The 20,241-nt window shown below is 55.2% G+C and carries 18 protein-coding genes; 12 read left to right on the top strand and 6 right to left on the bottom strand.

Annotated features, from left to right (window positions below; all coding sequences use genetic code 11):
- Positions 1–406: 406 nt before the first annotated feature.
- Genes CEK60_RS20300 through CEK60_RS20290 form a run of 3 tightly spaced genes read left to right on the top strand, consistent with a single transcriptional unit; the run spans position 407 to position 2,786 of the window.
- Entirely contained in the window at positions 407–1,159 is a 753-nt protein-coding gene (locus CEK60_RS20300) for a 5-oxoprolinase subunit PxpA (protein WP_089040544.1), read from the top strand.
- Positions 1,156–1,860: a 5-oxoprolinase subunit PxpB gene (pxpB, locus tag CEK60_RS20295; protein WP_089040543.1), complete on the top strand. Its 705-nt coding sequence runs from the start codon at positions 1,156–1,158 to the stop codon at positions 1,858–1,860. Before CEK60_RS20300 ends, pxpB begins: the two co-directional genes overlap by 4 nt.
- Complete coding sequence (locus tag CEK60_RS20290) at positions 1,857–2,786, top strand: 5-oxoprolinase subunit C family protein (protein WP_089040542.1); 930 nt, start codon at positions 1,857–1,859, stop codon at positions 2,784–2,786. Before pxpB ends, CEK60_RS20290 begins: the two co-directional genes overlap by 4 nt.
- A gap of 67 nt (positions 2,787–2,853) precedes the next feature.
- Here the strand turns inward: CEK60_RS20290 and katG are convergent, their stop codons facing one another.
- The 3 genes from katG to CEK60_RS20275 form a co-directional block, all read right to left on the bottom strand.
- Entirely contained in the window at positions 2,854–5,007 is a 2,154-nt protein-coding gene (katG, locus tag CEK60_RS20285) for a catalase/peroxidase HPI (RefSeq protein ID WP_089040541.1), read from the bottom strand.
- A gap of 298 nt (positions 5,008–5,305) precedes the next feature.
- Positions 5,306–6,748: an NAD(P)(+) transhydrogenase (Re/Si-specific) subunit beta gene (locus tag CEK60_RS20280; RefSeq protein ID WP_089040540.1), complete on the bottom strand. Its 1,443-nt coding sequence runs from the start codon at positions 6,746–6,748 to the stop codon at positions 5,306–5,308.
- Between the two features lie 16 nt (positions 6,749–6,764).
- Positions 6,765–8,336, bottom strand: a complete 1,572-nt coding sequence (locus tag CEK60_RS20275; protein ID WP_089040539.1) for a Re/Si-specific NAD(P)(+) transhydrogenase subunit alpha — start codon at positions 8,334–8,336, stop codon at positions 6,765–6,767.
- A 405-nt stretch (positions 8,337–8,741) separates the two neighbouring features.
- Here CEK60_RS20275 and pqqA point away from each other — a divergent pair, with 405 nt between their 5' ends.
- The 5 genes from pqqA to pqqE all read left to right on the top strand — a co-directional run bounded on the left by pqqA (position 8,742) and on the right by pqqE (position 12,513).
- Complete coding sequence (gene pqqA, locus CEK60_RS22830; RefSeq protein ID WP_009722990.1) at positions 8,742–8,813, top strand: pyrroloquinoline quinone precursor peptide PqqA; 72 nt, start codon at positions 8,742–8,744, stop codon at positions 8,811–8,813.
- 111 nt (positions 8,814–8,924) lie between these two features.
- Positions 8,925–9,848, top strand: coding sequence for a pyrroloquinoline quinone biosynthesis protein PqqB (gene pqqB, locus CEK60_RS20265; RefSeq protein ID WP_089040538.1), 924 nt, complete (start codon positions 8,925–8,927; stop codon positions 9,846–9,848).
- A 329-nt stretch (positions 9,849–10,177) separates the two neighbouring features.
- Positions 10,178–10,966, top strand: a complete 789-nt coding sequence (gene pqqC, locus CEK60_RS20260; protein WP_089040537.1) for a pyrroloquinoline-quinone synthase PqqC — start codon at positions 10,178–10,180, stop codon at positions 10,964–10,966.
- 31 nt (positions 10,967–10,997) lie between these two features.
- Positions 10,998–11,300 carry a pyrroloquinoline quinone biosynthesis peptide chaperone PqqD gene (gene pqqD / locus CEK60_RS20255; protein WP_089040536.1) on the top strand — a complete coding sequence of 101 codons (303 nt, stop codon included), beginning with the start codon at positions 10,998–11,000 and terminating at the stop codon, positions 11,298–11,300.
- Positions 11,293–12,513, top strand: a complete 1,221-nt coding sequence (gene pqqE / locus CEK60_RS20250) for a pyrroloquinoline quinone biosynthesis protein PqqE (protein ID WP_089040535.1) — start codon at positions 11,293–11,295, stop codon at positions 12,511–12,513. Before pqqD ends, pqqE begins: the two co-directional genes overlap by 8 nt.
- 24 nt (positions 12,514–12,537) lie before the next feature.
- Here pqqE and CEK60_RS20245 read toward each other — a convergent pair whose 3' ends face one another.
- From CEK60_RS20245 to CEK60_RS20235, 3 genes are read right to left on the bottom strand one after another with little or no spacing between them, the layout of a single operon-like run.
- The gene (locus CEK60_RS20245; protein WP_089040534.1) at positions 12,538–13,134 is read right to left on the bottom strand and encodes a rhodanese-like domain-containing protein; all 597 of its coding nucleotides are present in this window, start codon (positions 13,132–13,134) and stop codon (positions 12,538–12,540) included.
- A gap of 7 nt (positions 13,135–13,141) precedes the next feature.
- Positions 13,142–13,843, bottom strand: coding sequence for a pentapeptide repeat-containing protein (locus CEK60_RS20240; protein ID WP_232471421.1), 702 nt, complete (start codon positions 13,841–13,843; stop codon positions 13,142–13,144).
- Between the two features lie 57 nt (positions 13,844–13,900).
- Positions 13,901–15,802 carry a methanol/ethanol family PQQ-dependent dehydrogenase gene (locus CEK60_RS20235; RefSeq protein WP_089040532.1) on the bottom strand — a complete coding sequence of 634 codons (1,902 nt, stop codon included), beginning with the start codon at positions 15,800–15,802 and terminating at the stop codon, positions 13,901–13,903.
- A 261-nt stretch (positions 15,803–16,063) separates the two neighbouring features.
- On the opposite strand from CEK60_RS20235, the gene pedF reads away from it, so the two are divergent.
- The 4 genes from pedF to CEK60_RS20215 are packed head-to-tail and all read left to right on the top strand — an operon-like array spanning position 16,064 to position 20,203.
- On the top strand, positions 16,064–16,570 hold the full coding sequence (gene pedF, locus CEK60_RS20230; protein ID WP_232471420.1) for a cytochrome c-550 PedF: 507 nt from the start codon (positions 16,064–16,066) through the stop codon (positions 16,568–16,570).
- 20 nt (positions 16,571–16,590) lie between these two features.
- A complete protein-coding gene (locus tag CEK60_RS20225) occupies positions 16,591–17,430 on the top strand; it encodes a quinoprotein dehydrogenase-associated SoxYZ-like carrier (RefSeq protein ID WP_232471419.1) in 840 nt (279 codons plus the stop codon).
- Positions 17,427–18,371 carry a quinoprotein relay system zinc metallohydrolase 1 gene (locus tag CEK60_RS20220; RefSeq protein ID WP_089040531.1) on the top strand — a complete coding sequence of 315 codons (945 nt, stop codon included), beginning with the start codon at positions 17,427–17,429 and terminating at the stop codon, positions 18,369–18,371. The genes CEK60_RS20225 and CEK60_RS20220 overlap by 4 nt, the downstream gene beginning before the upstream one ends.
- A gap of 11 nt (positions 18,372–18,382) precedes the next feature.
- Positions 18,383–20,203: an alpha/beta hydrolase family protein gene (locus CEK60_RS20215; protein ID WP_089040530.1), complete on the top strand. Its 1,821-nt coding sequence runs from the start codon at positions 18,383–18,385 to the stop codon at positions 20,201–20,203.
- Positions 20,204–20,241: the final 38 nt, after the last annotated feature.

The following is a 20,241-nucleotide window of genomic DNA, read 5'->3' as shown; positions in this document are numbered from 1 at the left end:
TTATTAGTGCTGCGGGTATTCGTTAGGGCTGGCGTGAGCGTTTTTTTTATAATCTTTTATCGAGTCGCTTTATTTATTTGATAATCGTATTCCCCCCTAGCGTCAACCATTTTTCCAATAAATAACAGCACGATAGGAAGCACCGATACTAAGTATCGCTAAAAACGATTGGAACTTAACAGGATAGGTTCATATATTGGTTTTAAGACGTCACAGTAATAATCAAGCTAACTATTTACACTGGGCAGTCATAACAAACACAGACAACCGCACCTTTAACAACAAATTCTTCAACATTAGCACTCCGTAATTAAAAAATAAGCGTTCTTGGCCAACGCTGCTAACTAACAACTCGCTGTTAACCAACAAGTGACTCTAATAAATTCAAAACAGGCTAGGAGACGATATGGCAATCCCACTGCTCAACTGTGACATGGGCGAAAGCTTCGGTAATTGGTCGATTGGCTTAGATGCTGACGTAATGCCTTATGTCGATTGTGCCAATATCGCCTGTGGCTATCATGCCTCAGACCCCCATGTCATGCGTCGCACGGTCGCTTTGGCCAGTCAGCATGGCGTGCGTATTGGCGCCCACCCCGGCTACCCTGACTTAATGGGGTTTGGTCGTCGCTCTATGGCATGCTCGCCCGCAGAAGTAGAGGATATGATGCTGTATCAGGTCGGTGCGCTGGCCGGAATTTGCCAAGCCGAAGGCGTGACGCTGAGCTACATAAAGCCCCATGGAGCGATGTATAACGACATGGCGGCGAATCTTGAGTTATTGGAAGGCGCCATGCGTGCGGTACGTGCTTATGATGCCGACCTTCCGCTGATGGTCATGGCAACTGCTGATCCGGAACCTCATCGTCAGTTGGCGAAAAAAATGGGCATTACCCTGTGGTTTGAAACGTTCGCTGACCGCGCTTATGAAGCGACCGGCCATCTCGCCTCTCGCCGTCTGGCGGGTGCTGTCCACCACGACCAAGCCACTATCGTTGCGCAAGCCGTTGCGCTCGCCAAAGGCGAGGCGCTGACCGCCCGCGACGGTAGCGCGCTGCACCTACCCTGCGACACCCTGTGCGTGCACGGCGACAACCCTGAGTCGGTGGCTGCCGTGCGCGCGATTCGTGATGCCTTTACGGCGCTGGAGTCTGCGTGAAACTGCGTTTAGAAACGGCGGCCATGGACGCCGTAACGGTACGGCTGTTTGACACTATCGATGAATCCAATATGGCGTGGATCATCGCTGCCGATCAAACCCTGCGCGATGCGCTGGGCGAGGCACTCATTGACCTGATTCCCTCCTATACCACGCTGCTGGTGCACTACGACAGCCAGCAACTAACCTTTGGCCAAGTCGCTACGCTGATTCGCAATGCCTTGCGCCACTTAACGCCTGCCGAATCGCAGAACGGTCAGTTGCATGAGATCCCCGTGTGGTATGACGAAAGCGTTGGCCCTGAGCTTCCGCTGGTGGCAAAACGCGCAGGGCTCAGCGTTGACTCTCTGATCGAGCGTCACTGCGGCCATGATTACTGCGTCTTCGCGCTGGGCTTTGCCCCCGGCTACGGTTTTATGGGGTTGGTAGACGAAGGCATCGCCACGCCTCGCTTGAAAACACCCCGCCGCAAAGTCGCGGCAGGCAGTGTGGGGATTGCCGATCGACAAACGGCTATCTACCCGCTCCTTTCTCCAGGGGGGTGGAATATTTTAGGTCGCACCGCCGTACCGCTATTTGAATACGCTAAGCGGGGCGAGCCCCTGCTGCGCCCTGGCGATAAGGTGCGCTTTAAAGCGATTGGCAAAGCAGAGTTTGAAGCATCAGGCGGCGATACAACGCCAATGGAGGAGCGGCCATGAGCCAGGCAATGCTAACGGTTAAGCAGGCCGGACCACTGGCTCTGATTCAAGACTTAGGGCGGTTCGGCGTGGGGCATTTGGGTGTCACTCAGGGAGGTGCCGCCGACTGGATTTCATTTCGCTGGGCAAACTGGCTCCTCGGTAACGCACCGGATAGCGCGGCACTGGAAATTGTTATGGGTGGCAACCTCAGCTTGGTTGCCAATGCCGAGGTGCGCTTAGCACTCACTGGGGCCGACCTTGGCGCTACCATCGATGGACAGCCATTAGCCACCAACACCAGCTTTCTGCTGCGTTCCGGTCAAACACTCATTTTCAGCCAGCCCCGGCGTGGCCTACGGGCCTATCTTGCGTTTCCTGGCGGATTAGACGCACCAACGATTCTGGGCAGCCGTGCCTGCACTGCCCGCGAGCAAATTGGCGGGCTCCATGACGACGGCAGACCGCTACAAACCGGCGACCAGCTCACCTGGCAAGGTAACTCACCCAGTGAGCGCAGCTTGCCTGAAGGAACAGCCCCCGCCATGCCGGAAAAAAGCTGCCAACTCAGCATGGTGCTTGGCTCGCAGGCTTCACGTTTCGCCGGACGCAGCCTGTACAACGCTTTTAACCAGCCTTGGACAGTAGATAACCGCGCTGATCGCATGGGTATTCGTCTCACCGGTCAGCCTCTGCATTGCACGCTCGGTGGCATTATTTCTGAAGGGATTCCTCTTGGCGCCGTGCAAATCCCACCCGACGGTCAGCCGATTGTTTTAATGAATGACCGCCAAACCATTGGCGGCTATCCACGCTTAGGTGCGCTCACCCCGATGGCCTGTGCGCTGCTTGCTCAATGCGTACCGGGGACCGAAGTGCGTTTGAGCCCTGTCAGCGCCAGCCAAGCGCAAATTGCCTATCGGAAGCAATTAAGCCATTGGCATTAAAAAAACCCGCATCGAGAGATGCGGGTTAGAACAGGGAAGTTACTTAGAGCAATGGTTGCTTAGACGTTTATACGACGTCGAAGCGATCCGCATTCATCACTTTCGTCCAGGCGGCGACGAAGTCTTTGACAAACTTCTCGCCGTTATCGTCCTGGGCGTACACCTCTGCGTATGAGCGTAGCAGTGAGTTAGAACCAAACACCAGATCAACGCGAGAGGCTGTCCACTTAACCGCATCCGTTTGACGGTCGCGAATTTCGTAAACATTATTGCCCACCGGCTTCCAGCTGTTGCCCATATCGGTCAGGTTGGCAAAGAAGTCGTTGGTCAACTGGCCTTCACGGTTAGTGAATACACCGTGCTTGGTACCACCATAGTTGGTGCCCAGCACACGCATTCCACCTAACAGCACGGTCATCTCCGGTGCGGTGAGCCCCATCAACTGGGCACGATCCAGCAGCATTTCTTCGGGTTTGACGATGTAGTCTTTCTTCTGCCAGTTACGGAAGCCATCGGCAAGTGGCTCTAAAGGCTCAAAAGAGTCTACGTCAGTCATCTCATCAGTGGCATCACCACGGCCTTTAAGGAACGGCACACGCACCTCATAGCCCGCTGCTTTGGCCGCTTTTTCGATAGCCACGCTACCCGCTAAGACAATCACATCGGCAATGCTGGCACCCGTATCAGCAGAGATCTGCTCGTATACTTTTAGCACATCGGCAAGACGCGTTGGCTCATTGCCTTGCCAATCTTTCTGGGGAGCCAAACGAATGCGCGCACCGTTGGCGCCACCGCGCATGTCGGAACCACGGTAAGTGCGCGCGCTATCCCACGCGGTGCTGACCATGTCGCTAATGCTTAAGCCGCTCTCAGCAATTTTCTGCTTAACCACTTCTTCGCAGTAATCGGTGCTACCTGCAGGCACAGGGTCTTGCCAGATAAGGTCTTCAGCCGGCGCTTCTGGGCCGATATAGCGTGCTTTCGGGCCTAGATCACGGTGCGTTAGCTTAAACCACGCTTTAGCAAAGGTTTGCTTGAAGTACTCCGGATCGGCCATGAATTTTTCGCAAATAGCACGGTACGTCGGGTCCATCTTCATCGCCATATCCGCATCGGTCATGATCGGATTGTGACGCACAGAGGGATCGGTTGCATCAACCGGCTTATCTTCCTCTTTAATGTCGATAGGCTCCCACTGATGAGCACCCGCAGGACTTTTTCTTAGCTCCCACTCATGACCAAACAGCAGGTCGAAATAGCCCATATCGAACTTGGTTGGGTTGGTGGTCCAAGCGCCTTCAATACCCGACGTCACGGCATTGCTCGCTTTGCCATCCATGGTCGGGTTGCCCCAGCCAAAGCCCTGGTTTTCAACGTCAGAGGCTTCAGGTTCGGCACCTAGCGCAGCGGCGTCGCCATTACCATGGCATTTACCCACGGTATGGCCGCCCGCTGTTAAGGCAGCGGTTTCTTCGTCGTTCATCGCCATACGAGCGAAGGTTTCGCGCACCTGCAGAGCTGTCTTAAGCGGATCTGGCTGGCCGTTAACCCCTTCTGGGTTAACGTAGATAAGTCCCATTTGAACCGCAGCCAGCGGATTCTCCATTGTTTCCGGCTGTTCAACGTCACCGTAACGCTCGTCAGAAGGCGCTAACCACTCTTTTTCAGCCCCCCAATAAATGTCTTTCTCTGGGTGCCAGATGTCTTCGCGGCCAAACGAGAAACCGTAAGCGGGCAGTCCCATAGATTCGTAGGCCACCGTACCCGCAAGAATGATTAGGTCGGCCCAGCTGATTTTATTGCCATACTTCTTCTTCACTGGCCACAGCAAACGGCGCGCCTTATCAAGGCTTACGTTATCCGGCCAGGAGTTGAGCGGTGCAAAACGCTGGTTACCGGTACCACCGCCACCACGGCCATCGGCAATGCGGTAAGTTCCGGCAGAGTGCCATGCCATGCGGATCATCAGGCCACCGTAGTGGCCCCAGTCGGCTGGCCACCATGCTTGGCTATCAGTCATCAAGGCATGAACATCTTGCTTGAGGGCGTCAAAATCGAGTTTTTTGACCTCTTCCCGATAGTCAAAGTCAGGATCCATCGGGTTAGTTTTACGATCATGCTGGTGCAGAATGTCTAGGTTCAACGCCTCTGGCCACCAATCTTTGTTGGAGGTGCCAGTAGACGTATTACCACCATGCATTACAGGACATTTTCCACTCATGTTTCTCTCCCCTTCTTGCTCTTTGCCTTGGACTCGCCAAGGAAACAGATGATCGACATCTCATATTGCTGTCTACAGTGTAGGTAATCAGCAAGCGTTGCGTTGATATGTACTGTTTTAAAGCACCTCACCGATAGTCACAATTTGTAATAAACCAATAGATCGATAGTTATTTATTATTAAGCTAGCTATTTCTTAGCCAATAAAAACTTAGTCAATAAAACTTAGCCCATAAAAAAAGGCAGGGCGTCAGACGCCCTGCCCATACCACTATCAGGATAGTAGCGTTTTCTTACCTTTACTCCACCATTGGCAACAGTGCGTTCAAGCTATCCCGCGCATCGCCGTAGAACATGCGCGTGTTCTCTTTGAAGAATAGCGGGTTTTCAATGCCAGAGTAGCCCGTGCCCTGACCGCGCTTGCTGACAAACACCTGCTTGGCTTCCCAAACCTTCAATACCGGCATACCGGCGATAGGGCTATTGGGATCTTCCTCGGCAGCGGGGTTTACGATGTCGTTGGAGCCGATCACGATCACCACGTCCGTACTTGAGAAATCGTCGTTGATCTCGTCCATTTCCAGCACGATATCGTAAGGCACTTTGGCTTCAGCCAGGAGCACGTTCATATGTCCAGGCAGACGCCCTGCCACCGGATGAATACCGAAACGTACGGTCTTACCCGATGCCCGCAGCTTGCGTACTAGATCGCTCACCGCACTCTGTGCTTGAGCCACCGCCATGCCATACCCCGGCACGATAATCACGCTATCTGCGTCGTTTAAGGCACTCGCCACACCACTTGCATCAATCGCGACCTGCTCGCCTTCAATCTCAGCCGCTGGCCCTTGAGCACCACCGAAGCCGCCCAAAATCACGTTAACGAAGTTGCGGTTCATCGCCTTACACATAATGTAAGACAGGATTGCCCCTGAGGACCCCACCAGTGCGCCGGTAACAATCAACAGATCATTGGAAAGTGTGAAACCAATCGCCGCCGCTGCCCAGCCGGAGTAGCTGTTCAACATCGACACCACCACTGGCATATCCGCACCGCCAATGCCCATAATCAGGTGATAGCCAATAAAGAATGACAGCGCCGCCAGCACGAGCAATGTCCAGAAGCCTGCACCATTGAGGTACATAATCGCGAGCAGCAGCGAAAGCGCCGCAGCACCGGCGTTGAGCATATGCCCACCCGGTAGTTGACGAGGCTTGCCATCCACTTTGCCTGCCAGCTTACCGAACGCAATCACCGAGCCGGTAAAGGTCACCGCACCGATGAAAATCGCGAACACCACCTCAATCTGCAAAAAGGTCAGCTCAGCAGGAGCCTTCGTGGCCACCAATGCGGCAAACGCAGAAAACTCTTGCATCGCGCCGTCGGCCGCTTGTGCGGCCAGCACCCGGCGGCGCTCTAAATCTGCGCCCCAGGCAACAAAGACCGCTGCCAAACCCACAAAACTATGTAGTGCCGCTACCAACTGAGGCATTTCGGTCATTTCGACCTTGCCTGCGACATAGGCACCAATCCCTGCACCGATCAACATCGCCGGAACCAGCCACCAGTAGCCGCCAATACCTGGCCCGAGGGAGGTAAAGAACACCGCTACGGCCATACCCACAATGCCGTACCATACGGCACGCTTGGCTTTCTCCTGATTACTCAGGCCGCCTAGCGATAAAATAAATAGCACACTTGCCGCAATTGCCGCGGCAGATACGAATCCTTGTCCTAACATCTCGTTTCTCCGCCGCTTAGGATTTTTGGAACATGGCAAGCATCCGGCGTGTCACCAGGAAGCCACCCACGATATTAATCGATGCAATCAGTACCGAAATGGCCGCCAGCACGATAACGACGCCACTGCCTGAACCGATTTGCAAAATTGCCCCTAAAATAATGATGCCGGAGATAGCGTTAGTGACCGCCATTAACGGCGTGTGCAGCGAATGACTCACCTTCCAAATCACCTGGAAGCCAATGAAGCACGCCAACACAAACACAATGAAGTGCTGCATAAATGAGGCTGGGGCTATTTGGCCCAACAGCAGCATTAGCGCGCCACCAACGGCGAGCAAGCCTACTTGACGCTTGGTTTGCGCTTTAAACGCCGCGTGTTCAGTAGCCTTCTTCTCTTCAGGCGTTGGTTCTTTCTCTTTTTTCTTTGGCTTCGCCGCAGCGATAGCTTTTACTTTGGGTGGCGGCGGCGGGAAGGTGACTTCGCCCTGGTGCGTGACCGTAGCACCGCGAATGACATCATCTTCCATATTGTGATGGATGACGCCGTCTTTCTCAGGCGTGAGGTCGGCTAGCATGTGGCGAATGTTGGTGGCGTAAAGCAGCGACGCTTGGGTGGCCATGCGTGAGGGGAAGTCGGTATAGCCGACCACCACGACGCCGTTATCAGATACCACACGTTCATCCGGCTTGGTTAAGTCGCAGTTACCGCCTTTTTCAGCGGCTAAGTCGACAATCACCGAGCCAGGTTTCATGGCTGCCACCATATCTTCCAGCCACAGCTTTGGCGCGGGCCTGCCAGGAATCAGCGCCGTGGTGATGACAATGTCGACATCCGGTGCTTGTTCGCGGAAACACTCTAGCTGCTTCTCGCGAAACTCTGGGCTAGAGGGTGAGGCATAGCCACCGCTTTCTGAACCGTCCTGACTATCTTCAAAATCGAGAAACAGGAATTCAGCGCCCATGGATTCAATCTGCTCGGACACCTCTGGGCGTACATCAAACGCACGCACCACAGCGCCAAGGCTAGCCGCGGTACCAATCGCCGACAAGCCCGCCACACCCGCGCCGATCACCAATACTTTGGCAGGAGGAACTTTACCGGCGGCGGTTACCTGGCCAGTAAAGAAGCGGCCAAAGTTATTGCCCGCCTCAATCACCGCACGGTAGCCCGCGATATTGGCCATTGAGGAGAGCGCATCCATTTTCTGCGCTCTGGAAATACGTGGCACCATGTCCATCGCAATAACAGACGCGCCCTGAGCTTTACAGGTTTCCAACAGTGCTTCGTTTTGTGCTGGCCAGAAGAACGCAATCAGCGTCTGACCTTCACGTAAATAGTGAGCCTCAGTTTCCGAAGGTTCACGGACTTTAATCACCACGTCCGCATCACGCCACAGCGCTTCCGCGCTTTCCACAACGCTGACACCCGCGTCGCGATACGTGTCGTCATTAAAGCCCGCAGCAGCCCCTGCGCCGGCTTCCACCAAGCACTCATGGCCTAGCTTTTGAAGCTGTTTTGCGCTCTCAGGAGTAAGCGCTACACGCGCTTCTCCTTGAGCTGTCTCTTTCGGTGCGCCTATTTTCACACGCTTTCTCCCTTGGTTAGCCCATTTCCAGCGTCATGACCAAAACAGTCATATTTTCACCCTTGGTTATTGGACGCTGGGCATTATTACTGACATGCGTCGTCGCGCCAGATAGCAGTTTAGGATCTAACGCGGCGACCGCCAGTTACTATTCAACCTTCGATTCAATTGGGTTGTTTAACTACAACACTACCCTTTTTAACAACGATTCCCCACCAAAAGTTAGAGAAAACTACTTCCAAAGTACCGCATTCAATTCGTCCTACCCATGATTAACTGAAGTAGTGGGTATGGCAATAATGATTAACCTCCAAAAACGCCCACAACAGTACTTATAACGACATTTGTCACGACGTTTGTAACGACACTCACAACAACATGCTTAACAACGCAGGAGAGTCACTTATGTGGACTAAACCGACGTATCAGGACATGCGCCTTGGCTTTGAAGTAACGCTGTATATCTCTACCCGCTAATCGCTAGCGACTGAACCGCGGCCCCTACCTGACTTATTGGGTTTATATCAGGTAGGGGCTTTCACCCGGGATTCATAGCACATCCACAGCACTCACGTAGGAGGTCAGTCTATGCAGATTTTAGTTCTTGGGGCTGCCGCAGGCGGCGGCTTTCCCCAATGGAATTGCAACTGCCCTAACTGCTACCACGCTCGCCTGGGCAGTGCCGATCATCAACCTCGCACTCAATCATCGATTGCGTTAAGCGTGGATGGCAAGCAGTGGTTGCTATGCAATGCGTCCCCAGATATTCGCGCTCAGCTCAATACCAACCCGGAATTATGGCCAAGTGATCTGCGTGGTAGCGGTATTCGTGGCGTGCTACTGGTAGATGCCCAAATCGACCACGTCACCGGGCTACTCTCCCTAAGAGAAGGCTGCCCGTTAGAGGTGTGGTGCACGCCTAATGTGCATCGCGATTTATCGACTGGTTTTCCGCTATTCCCGATGCTGGAACACTGGGGCGGACTACGCTGGCAGCCGATTGAGTTGGAAGATCATCAGGAAGTTGTCGAGTTTTCGATTCCCTTTCTGCCAGATATCGCGCTCACCGCCTTTGCACTACACAGCAATGCCCCGCCCTACTCACCACGGCGCGGCGCGCCCTCCTGTGGCGATAATTTGGGGCTATATATTGTTGACCGCAACAGCGGCAAGTCGCTGTGCTACGCCCCCGGGCTTGGCAACCCGACACCGCTGGCCATGCGTTTCTTAAGCGCCGCAGATGTGGTGATGGTGGATGGCACCCTGTGGGAAGACGACGAAATGCCGGCACTTGGCGTGGGCACCTCCACAGGCCAACAGATGGGTCACCTCGCGCTCAATGGCAGCAGCGGTATGTGTGCGCTATTGAACGAGCTACCCAGCAGCACGCAGCGTATTTTGATTCATATCAACAACACCAACCCGATTTTGGACGGCGCTAGCGATGCAGCGAAAGCATTGCAGGCCGCAGGCATCGAAACAGCTTATGACGGAATGAAACTGACGTTTTAGGTCGACTTCCCCAGACCTTAAACACTCTCTTATCTTAGAATTATTGAGTATTAATTTATTAACATCTAGACCTAAATCTTAGATTAAAAAAGCACTAGGTTAGTAGAATTTAAAAGATAGTAGATCGGTAAAAAGTGAGGAAACAGGTCCTGATAAAATTAAACCAAAATAAGCATATAACTTTATAAAATAATTCAAACAGAACGAGCTATAACCCAAAAACCTGTTTCATCAAACAAATCCTATGCATAAAAAATGGATAAAAATAAAAACCATGTAAATCAGCAACACATACATTAGATATTACAAAAATAACCAGGAAATCGACTATGGCGATGACAGCGATAACGCCCAGTGCTTCTGCCACCCCGCTCAGTCGGGAGGCGTTCCGTGAAGCGCTAATGGGTAAAGGGCAGTACTACCATCTTAATCACCCCTTTCAACAGGCGATGGCCAACGGCGAGCTTACCCAGGAACAACTACAAGGCTGGGTGGCTAATCGCTTTTACTACCAGTTGATGATTCCCCAAAAAGACGCCGCGCTGCTGGCCAACTGCCCAGATGCCGCTACCCGCAGGCGATGGGTGCAGCGCCTGCTTGACCATGATGGCCACGCCGGAGATGAAGGCGGGATTGAGGCCTGGTTAGCCCTAGGTGAAGCCGTAGGGCTACACCGTCATACACTGCTTTCCCAGGAGCGTGTGCTACCCGGCGTGCGCTTTGCGGTGGATGCCTACCGCCACTTTGTCGCCCGAGCCCCCTGGCAGGAAGCGGCGATCTCATCGCTTACCGAGCTATTTGCGCCGCTTGCCCACCAAAACCGCCTGGTCACCTGGCCCCAGCACTACCCGTGGATTAACGAGCAAGGCTATCGCTATTTTCGGAAACGGCTCAGCGAAGCCCGCCGAGACGTCGAGCACGGTCTGGAAATCGCTTTAGGCATGTGTACCACGGTGGCGCTGCAGCAGCGCGCGCTGGATATTCTGCAATTTAAGCTCGATGTGCTGTGGAGCATGTTGGATGCCATGACCATGGCCTATCAGTTAGACCGCCCGCCTTACCACACCGTCACCCGCGAAGCGGTGTATCACCGTGGGCTTGAGCACTCTCATTACTAGGCAATGATCGACTAGCGTTGGGGAATTCACCATGTCACAGCAACTCGTCATATCACATCAAGATATTTACCAGCTGCGACGCGGTTGGCGCTTACAGTGGGAAGCCATTCAGGGCTGCCACGTCATTCTGTATCCCGAAGGCATGGTCAAGCTCAGCGCGACTGCCGGCGCGATTCTTGAGCAGGTTGATGGCCACCACTCCATCGCTGACATTATAGCCACCCTACAGCAGCGCTACCCAGGCGCGGACACCTTAGCAGACGATGTCGTGCAGTTTATCGAGGAAGCCCGCGGTAACGGCTGGCTAGCCGTGAAGGAGGTTCATTGTGGTTAATAGAACGACCTCACCGCCCTTATGGCTGCTGGCGGAACTCACCTACCGCTGCCCACTGCAGTGCGCTTACTGCTCTAACCCGTTGGAATTTACCCGTTACCAAAACGAGCTGGATACCGACGCATGGTTTAGCGTGCTGCGCCAAGCCAGGGCCATGGGGGCAGCACAGCTTGGTTTTTCCGGCGGCGAACCGCTGATTCGTCAAGACCTGGAAGCGCTGGTAAGCGAAGCACGCCAGCTAGGCTTTTACACCAACCTGCTGACCTCCGGCGTGGGCCTCACTGCCCAGCGGGTAGACGCCTTGGCAGAAGCGGGCCTGGATCATATCCAGATTAGCCTGCAAGCCGCCGACCCCGAACTGGCCCAGGCGCTGGCAGGCTCTACCAAGGCCCACGCCAACAAGCTGGCCATGGCCAAAGCGGTCAAGGCCGCTGGCTACCCCATGGTATTAAACGTGGTGCTACATCGGCACAATATCGATCAAATTGGCGATCTGATTGCCCTCTGCGATGAGCTAGGCGCGGATGCGGTTGAACTGGCCAACTGCCAGTATTACGGCTGGGCGTTTTTGAACCGCCAGGCGTTGATGCCTACCCGTGAACAGCTGGTACGCGCCGAGGCGGAAACCAATCGCTGGCGTGAAACACTCGCGGCACGTGGCCGCGATATGTCATTACTATTTGTGGTGCCGGACTACTTTGAGCAAGCGCCTAAAGCGTGCATGGGTGGTTGGGGCAGTATCTTTATGACCGTAGCCCCGGATGGCGCCGTGTTGCCCTGTCACAGCGCCAGGGAGCTACCGATGGCATTTCCGAACGTCAAAGAGACGTCGCTGCAGGACATTTGGTACCAAAGCGATGCGTTCAACCGTTTTCGCGGCACCCAGTGGATGCCTACGCTTTGCCAACAGTGCGACGATCGCGACAAGGACCATGGCGGCTGCCGCTGCCAAGCCTATTTATTAACCGGCGATATGAACGCCACCGACCCGGTATGCCAGCACTCTCCCCAGCATGGGTTGTTAGAGAGCCTAATCGCAGAAAACAGCCGCAACACGCCCGATCAAGCGACGCTGATTCCCCGCAATGCCCGCCAATCAAAGCAGTTGCAAACAAAGCAGTTACAGAATCAGGTTGAACGTCAGGCTGACCATCAAACTGGTTCAGCGGCGCCTTCGCCCCGCCAACCACTTGAGCTGATTTATCGGCAATAAACCTGTTTATCAGTAATAAAATGATTAAGGCTCGCAGGTGGCTCGCTCAGCATGGGCGGGCAGCTGCGGGCAAACGGCTGCTAACGAATGTCCGCTCGCTTGCCAGCCATCCACCCCATTTGGGTACCAATAGAGCTCTTCATAGCCCATTGCCTCAGCACGCCGTGCAGCGTTCCAGGAAAGCCAGCAGTCAGCACGGCAGAAGAATACTAGCGGCGCGGCTTCAGCGTGCTTACGCTGCGTATCCAGTGCTGTGGTGAAGTAATCCACCCACTCCTCTTCCAAACTAGCCGCGCCCACATTAGGCAGCCAAACGCTGCCTGGGATCGTTAAGTGCGCACTGTCCTGAAGAAAAAGCCCGTTATGCCAGGGCAGCGCGTAGACATCCACCAGAATCACTGACGGTGACTCCAGTAGCGCTTGAAAAGCATGGTCATCTAACGTGGTCACCCCTGGTAGCGGTGCAGTAACCGGCGCTTTAAAAGGCGGCAAGCGGTAGCCTTCTTGGTTAAATGCCGCGGCGGGCGCTTCAGCGCCTGCCACCCCGCTGAACATGCCACTCCCCCACACCAAACAGAGGAGATAGCGGCACACAGAGTGCGCCGAAAGTTGTGTCGTCATGGTGACATTACTCCCAATCAAACGGACAGCCGGTACAGCCCTCCATTTGGGCCATTTGGAAGTTGCCGTAGTGGATGCGTGCACCAGTCATATCCGCATCATTGAGGCGCGTGATGTTCATTTTGGCTTCTTGCAGATTAGCATCGCGCAGGTCTGCACCGATCAGGTTGACCTTATTCATCCAGGCCATTTCCAGATTGCTGCCCATCAGCGTTGCTCCTTGCATGCTGGCCCCGGAAAGCCGGGCAAACTCAAGGTTAGCGCCGGTCAAATCGGCATAATCAAATGTCGCTCCCTGGGCATAAATACTCCAGCTATCCAGCCCAACCAAACTGGCATGGGAAAGATCGGCACCGCGTAAATGCGTGTTGGGCATGCGCGCACGATTGAGGTTGGCATTTCTCAGCGATGCGCCTTCAAAATCAACGCTGCGTAGGTTGCTGTGGCGGAAATCCGAGCCTTCTAGGTTACTGCCCGCAAAGTTAGCGCCCTGTAGGTCAAGATTGGAAAAGTCACCGCCGGATAAATCCATATTGGCGCACTGAGTACCTGGCACCAACTCACAGCCGTTATGCACTGGCGGTTGATACGCTTCAACATAATCATCGGCGACAACGCTGCCTATCGCGCTAAGGCAGAGGAAAACCGCCGTTGCTTGGCGGCTCCATAAAGGCGGAGCACTGCGAGTTAGCATTGTTATTCTCTCCATTACCGTTATCTCCATTCAAAAAAGGGCGGCAAAAGCCGCCCAAGAGGTGCCAATAACTTAACGGTTAGCCAGATCTTGAGCGAAGGAAGGTAACTTGAAGACCCAGAACGAGCCGCCCTGAGCAATCGGCCGGGTCAGTTCAGCCATATCGCCGCCCCATAGTGGAACTGCACCGCCATAACCTGCAGTAACACCAATGTACTGCTCACCGTCCATCTCCCAAGTAACCGGTGGTGAAATGATGCCGGTGCCGACCTGGAACTTCCAAAGCTCTTCACCGGTTTCTGCATGGAATGCTTTTAAGTAACCATCGCCAGTACCGGTAAACACCAGGTCACCGTGGGTCGCTAGCACGCCTGCCCACAGCGGCATGGGCTCTTTATGCTCCCAAGCGTACTCACCGGTGACCGGATCAACAGCACGTAGAATACCGACGTGGTCGTCGTACATACGTTTAATGCGGAAGCCCATACCCAGGTAGGCCGCGCCTTCCACGTACTCAACTTCCTCGGTCCAGTAATCTTCTTTCCAGTGGTTACCCGGCACGTAGAACAGCCCGGTGTCTTCGCTGTAAGCCATTGGGTTCCAGTTTTTACCCCCCAGGAACGGTGGTGAAACTTCAACCGGCTCAGAGCGGGTTTGTCCCTCTTCCAAGCGCGGTGGGCGCTGGCCTTCAGCCTCAACCGGACGGCCGGTTTCCAGGTCAATATGGGTGGCCCAGGTAATGTTATCGACAAACGGGAAGGCGTTGATAAGCTCGCCGTTGGTGCGATCGGTGACATAAAAGAAGCCATTACGGTCAGCGTGGGCACCCGCATTCACCGTTTGGCCATTCTCATCTTCGTACTCAAACAAGACGATTTCATTATTGCCCGAGAAGTCCCAGGTATCATTGGGCGTGTGCTGATAGAACCACTTCACTTCGCCAGTCGAAGGGTCGATACCCAGCTGTCCAGAGGTGTAAAGGCTGTCGTAGTCCGACGGGTCGCCGTCTTCCGAGGTGCGTGCCCAGCCATTCCAAGGAGCAGGGTTACCGGCACCAATGATGATGGTATTGGTATCAGGGTCGAAACTGGCGCTCTGCCATGGCGCACCGCCACCTTGGCTCCAGGCTTGTACTTTGCCGGTTTCGCTATCGGGGTCATCGGGCCATGAAGGTGCGTTGGCATCGCCTGTCGGCGTGCTCTCTTCACCGTTCAGACGTCCCATGTGGCCTTCAACAAAGGGCCGCATCCAAATCTCTTCGCCGGTATCAGGGTCACGGGCATACAGCTTACCCACAATGCCGAACTCATCTCCCGAAGAGCCATGAATTAGCAACACGCGACCTGTTTCACTATCTTCGACAATCGTTGGCGCACCGGTCATGGTGTAGCCCGCGCGGTGGTCACCAAAGCGCTCGCGCCACACCACCTCACCGGTATCTTTATTCAGCGCCACGATGCCAGCATCCAGCGTACCGAAGAATACCTTGTCACCATAAATGGCCGCGCCACGGTTCACCACGTCACAGCAAGGGCGAATATCGCTGGGCAGGCGATGGTTGTAGGACCACAGCCGCTGGCCAGTGCGCGCATCAATAGCAAAAATACGTGAATAGGAGCCGGTGACATAAATAACGCCTTCATGAACCAGTGCCTGCGACTCCTGACCCCGCTGCATTTCATCGCCAAAGGAGAGAGACCACGCAGGTGTCAGCATCTCGACGTTATCTGCGTTAATTTGATCAAGCGGGCTATAGCGCTGTGCTTTCACGCCCATGCCGTACATCAACACCGTTTCAGTGTTGTTATGGTCATTGAGAATATCGTCCCAGGTCACCTCGCTGGCGTGGGCTGTCAGCGCAATGCCCCCGACGCCTAAGGCAGAAGCGTAAGCAACGGCGGCGGTGAGTGTACGCAGGCGAAAGGGCCACGAAATTTTGCGGGCTGACGTGTTGTTATTGATAGCGTATGTCATGGGTTTTCCATCCGAGTAATGATCACAATGCAATGGCTGCAAAGCGGCCAAGCTGCTGCTTGCGTGGTGCCAGCAAGACTAAGTCCAGCTTAGAAGCTCGGATAACAAACCAATCTACCCCTCCAGTCGCGTTCTCATCCTGATTTAGCACTACTTCCAAAGGAGGAGCCTAGCGATGCCTAAGGTGCTATAGGTTCGGAAGGCCTGCCTGCCTAAGCTCACTCAAGTGACGATACATTGATCCTCTGAGGAGCATTTCCCATGACTATTACAAAAACCGTACTTAAAGAAACCGTACTGGCAAAAACAATCGCCGCAACATTTCCCCTACGCCTCAGCAGCCAAGTGGGTGCTATCGCTGTTGCCGCGTTGCTGGCTTCGCCGCTGGCCTGGTCTCACGGCAGCGTGACTCCTCAAGCCGTTGATATTAAAGACCTCGAACGCTTAGGCGACGAATGGCGGGAAGAGAACCCCTACCGTGATCACCCCCAGCAAGAACTTGCCATCGATATTGGTGCCCGCGCTTACAACAGCAACTGCGCCGCTTGTCACGGGCTAGAAGCGAAATCTGGCGGCATCGCTCCCGACCTGCGCGAGCTGGAAAATGGCGCATGGGGCGATGAGTGGTTTAAAGAGCTGGTCACCAATGGTTCCGAACGCAACGGCCGGGTGCTAATGCCGCGTATGTCCGATTACGTTAGCCAAGAAGGGCTGTGGGCCATTCGCACCTGGTTGGAAACGGTCAGCATGGAAACTATCGGACAATAATCCCAACACTGGGAGGCACCATGGCAACCCTACACCCCATCATCACGTTACAACGGCTCGCCGCGACGTTCGCCGCCCCCCTTGCCCTTCCACTCGCGGCGCTTTGCTGGCTACTGCTCGCGCTGCCGACCACCGCATTGGCCACAGCGAGCACGGCTGAACAGGATCCGCTTAACTCCTTTATGTGGCCTGTGTACCGCGAGCGCTTTCTGGGCGATGCCCCCGTGGTGTTTGATGAGCGCGTCATCGTTAACGCGCCGGGGTTCGCCGAAGACTCAGGACAAGTGCCCCTAGAACTAGACGCCAGCGCCTTAGAAGCCAGCGGCGAGCCGATCACTGACATTATTGCCTGGGTGGATCTCAACCCGATTCCCCGCCTGTTCCGCTACTCCCCGATGAGCCATGGATTAGCCAAGCTGTCGCTAAATATTCGCTTGGAACAGGCCTCCGCGGTGCGCGTCGCAGTGAAGCAGGGCGATACCTGGCATGTGGGTGGCACCTACATTGAAGCGGAAGGCGGTGGCTGCACCACACCCGGCATTGCCAGCGCTGACACCGACTGGGAAACCACCTTCGGCGAGCTGCAGGGTCGGCTATTTGCCAATGAGGACGAACAGCGCCTGCGAGTGCGCCTTTCTCACCCCATGGACAGCGGCTTAATCCCCAGCCAGCCCGCCTTTTATGTGCAGTCGTTTGAACTGTTGGATCAGCAGGGCCAGCAAGTGGCCGCCCTGGATATCGACGCATCGGTGAGCGCCAACCCCACCTTAGGGCTGCATATGCGCCCCTCACCAGGCGGCTATGTGATTGGCGCGCGGGATAACAACGGCAACCGCTTTTCTATTGGTCTGCAGCCATGAAAGCCTGTTTTCTGGCCGCCTTCAGTACACTGCTGATCACGCCGCTGGCAGCCAGCGAACCGGTGATGTTCTGCGAACGTCCGCTAACCGCCCAAGCGGTCGCGGAAAACACCTGGATGGTGGAAGGCTTAAGAGAAGAGCTTTCCACCAGCAACTGCGGCCATATTGGCAACCAAGCGTTTATAGTGACGCCCAGTGGTGTCGTCCTTATCGACAGCGGCAGCAGCCCACACTTTGGCGAAGCACTCAAAACACTCATTGCTCAGCACACCGCTCAACCCGTACGCTGGGTGTTGAATACCCATCACCACCCTGACCACTTTTTTGGCAATGCCGCCTTCGGCGAGGCACAGCACCTCACCTTAGCCAGCACTCGTGCGTTGATGGCCCGCGACCGTGACGCACTGATCGATAACGTAGAGCGACTAACCGGGCACAGTTTGGAGCACTCGTCTATTGCCCTACCCAAGGTGGTCGAGGCAGGCGAGATAACCCTTGGCAACTATCCGCTCACGCTTTTCGCCATGAGCGGCCATAGCGGTGGTGACCTAGTGATTATGGACCATGCTACCGACGTGCTGTTTTTAGGCGACATGGGCTTCTACCAACGCGCAGCCGCCACTGCCCACAGCCCAAGCCTGCAACAGTGGCAGGAAGAACTGAATGATCTGCGCGCGCTCAACGCCAGCACTGCGGTACCGGGTCATGGCACAAGTGCGCCGCCCGAAACGATCATTGGCCAAACCACGCATTACCTTGAATGGCTGGACCAACGTCTCAGTGATGTGGCTAGCGAAGGGCTAGGTGCAAACCATGCGTTGGCCGTTGAAATTCCCGACTCGTTTAGCACCATGGCACTCACCGAATATGAGTTTACCCGCAGCGTAATGCAGCTTTACCCACGCTACGAAGCACGGTTGCTGTGGGGCGCCCCACACTAAGGAGCACACCTATGCTGCTTACCCTGGCAGATGCCGCCGAACCCACTGATACCTTGGCCGAGTTACACAGCGACGCCCAAGCTATTTACTGGCTCGCACGCTCCCCGCAAACGGGCGACATGCAGCTTTGGCAGTGGCGAGCCGACAGCAACGAGACACCGCGCTGTGTAATAGAAGAGGCGCTGGGTAGCCGCGTAAACCAGTACGGCGGTGGCAGCTACACGCCATTATTAGGAGGCGTCGTATGGGTGCGCCAGCACGATCAAGCCATCATGCAGCTCGACCGCCACGGTGTAAGCCACTGCTGGCAACAGCGCCCGCAAACAGCCTACGGTGGGCTGTGCGCCGACCCAAAGCGCCAGCGGGTGATTGCGGTAGAAGAGGATCAACAAGGTCAACGGCTGGTCGCCGTTACTGACAGCAGCAGAACGGGCGATAACAGGCAAGTGCTGGCTGAAGGTGCTGATTTTTATGGCGCAGCGGTATTAAGCGACGATGGCAACTACCTCGCCTGGGTCAGTTGGTCGTTGCCACACATGCCTTGGCAACGCAGCCAGCTACATCTCGCGCGGGTGACCAGCACAGGTCAGCTTGAAATATTGGAGCACTGGGATTTCGGCGCAGCGATTAGCCAGCCACAGTTTGGCCCCCACAACGCGCTGATCTGCATGAGCGATCACGCTGGCTGGTGGCAACCCTGGCAGGTAAATTTGGCCACCCCTGTGTGCCTGAGCAGTGCCCCGGTGGACCACATCACCACACCGTGGCAACTGGGTGAGCGCCAGCACCTATGGCGAGACAATCGGCAGGTTTACTGCCAACTGCACCAGGGGGCAGCTCAGCTTTATCGCCGTTGCAGCGAACAGGTGGAAGCACTGTTACCAGACTCCGGCCGCGTGGCAAGCATCACGCTAGCCAAGCACGGTGACTACGCCATTGTGCAAAGCGCCACCAGCGGCGGTCAGCTTATACGCTTCAACGACAATGGCTCGCGTAACTGTCTAGTAGGTAAGGTCGAGGGTAACGTAACGCAAAACCTAGTGACTGCAAACTCTGCCACCACACAGTGGCTGGAAACCCCTGTTGGCAACGAAGGCGAAACGGTTCACGGCTTTTTCTACTCAGCCTTAGCCAACCGCGCTGCGCCGCTGATTGTGCGCGTTCATGGCGGGCCCACCGCCGCCGCCTACCCTATTTACGACCCGCTGGTAGCCTACTGGCAACAGCAGGGCTTTCACGTACTGGATATCAACCCCCGTGGCAGCGGCAACTTTGGCCGCCGCTATCGCGAATGCTTAGCCGGCCAGTGGGGCATCAGCGATACTGAGGATGTCATCGCCTTGGTTAGCGCCGCCTGCACACGCTTTGCGATCGATACAGCGCGCTGCTTTATTCGTGGCCAAAGCGCTGGCGGGTTGACTGCTCTTAATACCTTGGCGGCCACGCCGCTATTTGCTGCGGCCACTAGCTTGTACGGAGTCACCGATGCATTAACGTTAGCGGCACAAACACACCGCTTTGAATCCGGTTACCTGGGCTGGTTAATTGGAGACGAGACCCAGCTCGCCCAGCGCAGCCCTAGCTACCACGTCACCCGTTGTCAGCGCCCATTACGGGCACTGTTTATTCAGGGTGGCAAAGACGCCATCGTGGTGCCAGAACAAACTCATGCCATGGCGCGGCATATCGAACTCCACGGTGGCGAAGCACAAACACTGCTGTTTGATAACGAATACCACGGCATTCGCCACCCCAAAGCTCGCCAAACCATGCTGGCCCGCGAGCTAGCCTTTTATCAATCTAGCCACCTAACGACAGCACCAAGGTCGTAGCGCAACAATCCCTTAAGGTGCTTAAGATAATGGTTAAC

It is taken from the genome of Halomonas sp. N3-2A (assembly GCF_002216165.1).
In the GTDB taxonomy this organism is placed as follows: Bacteria; Pseudomonadota; Gammaproteobacteria; order Pseudomonadales; family Halomonadaceae; genus Vreelandella.
The sequence above is the reverse complement of the archived record's forward strand: the minus strand, read 5'-3'. Positions and strand labels throughout refer to the sequence as shown.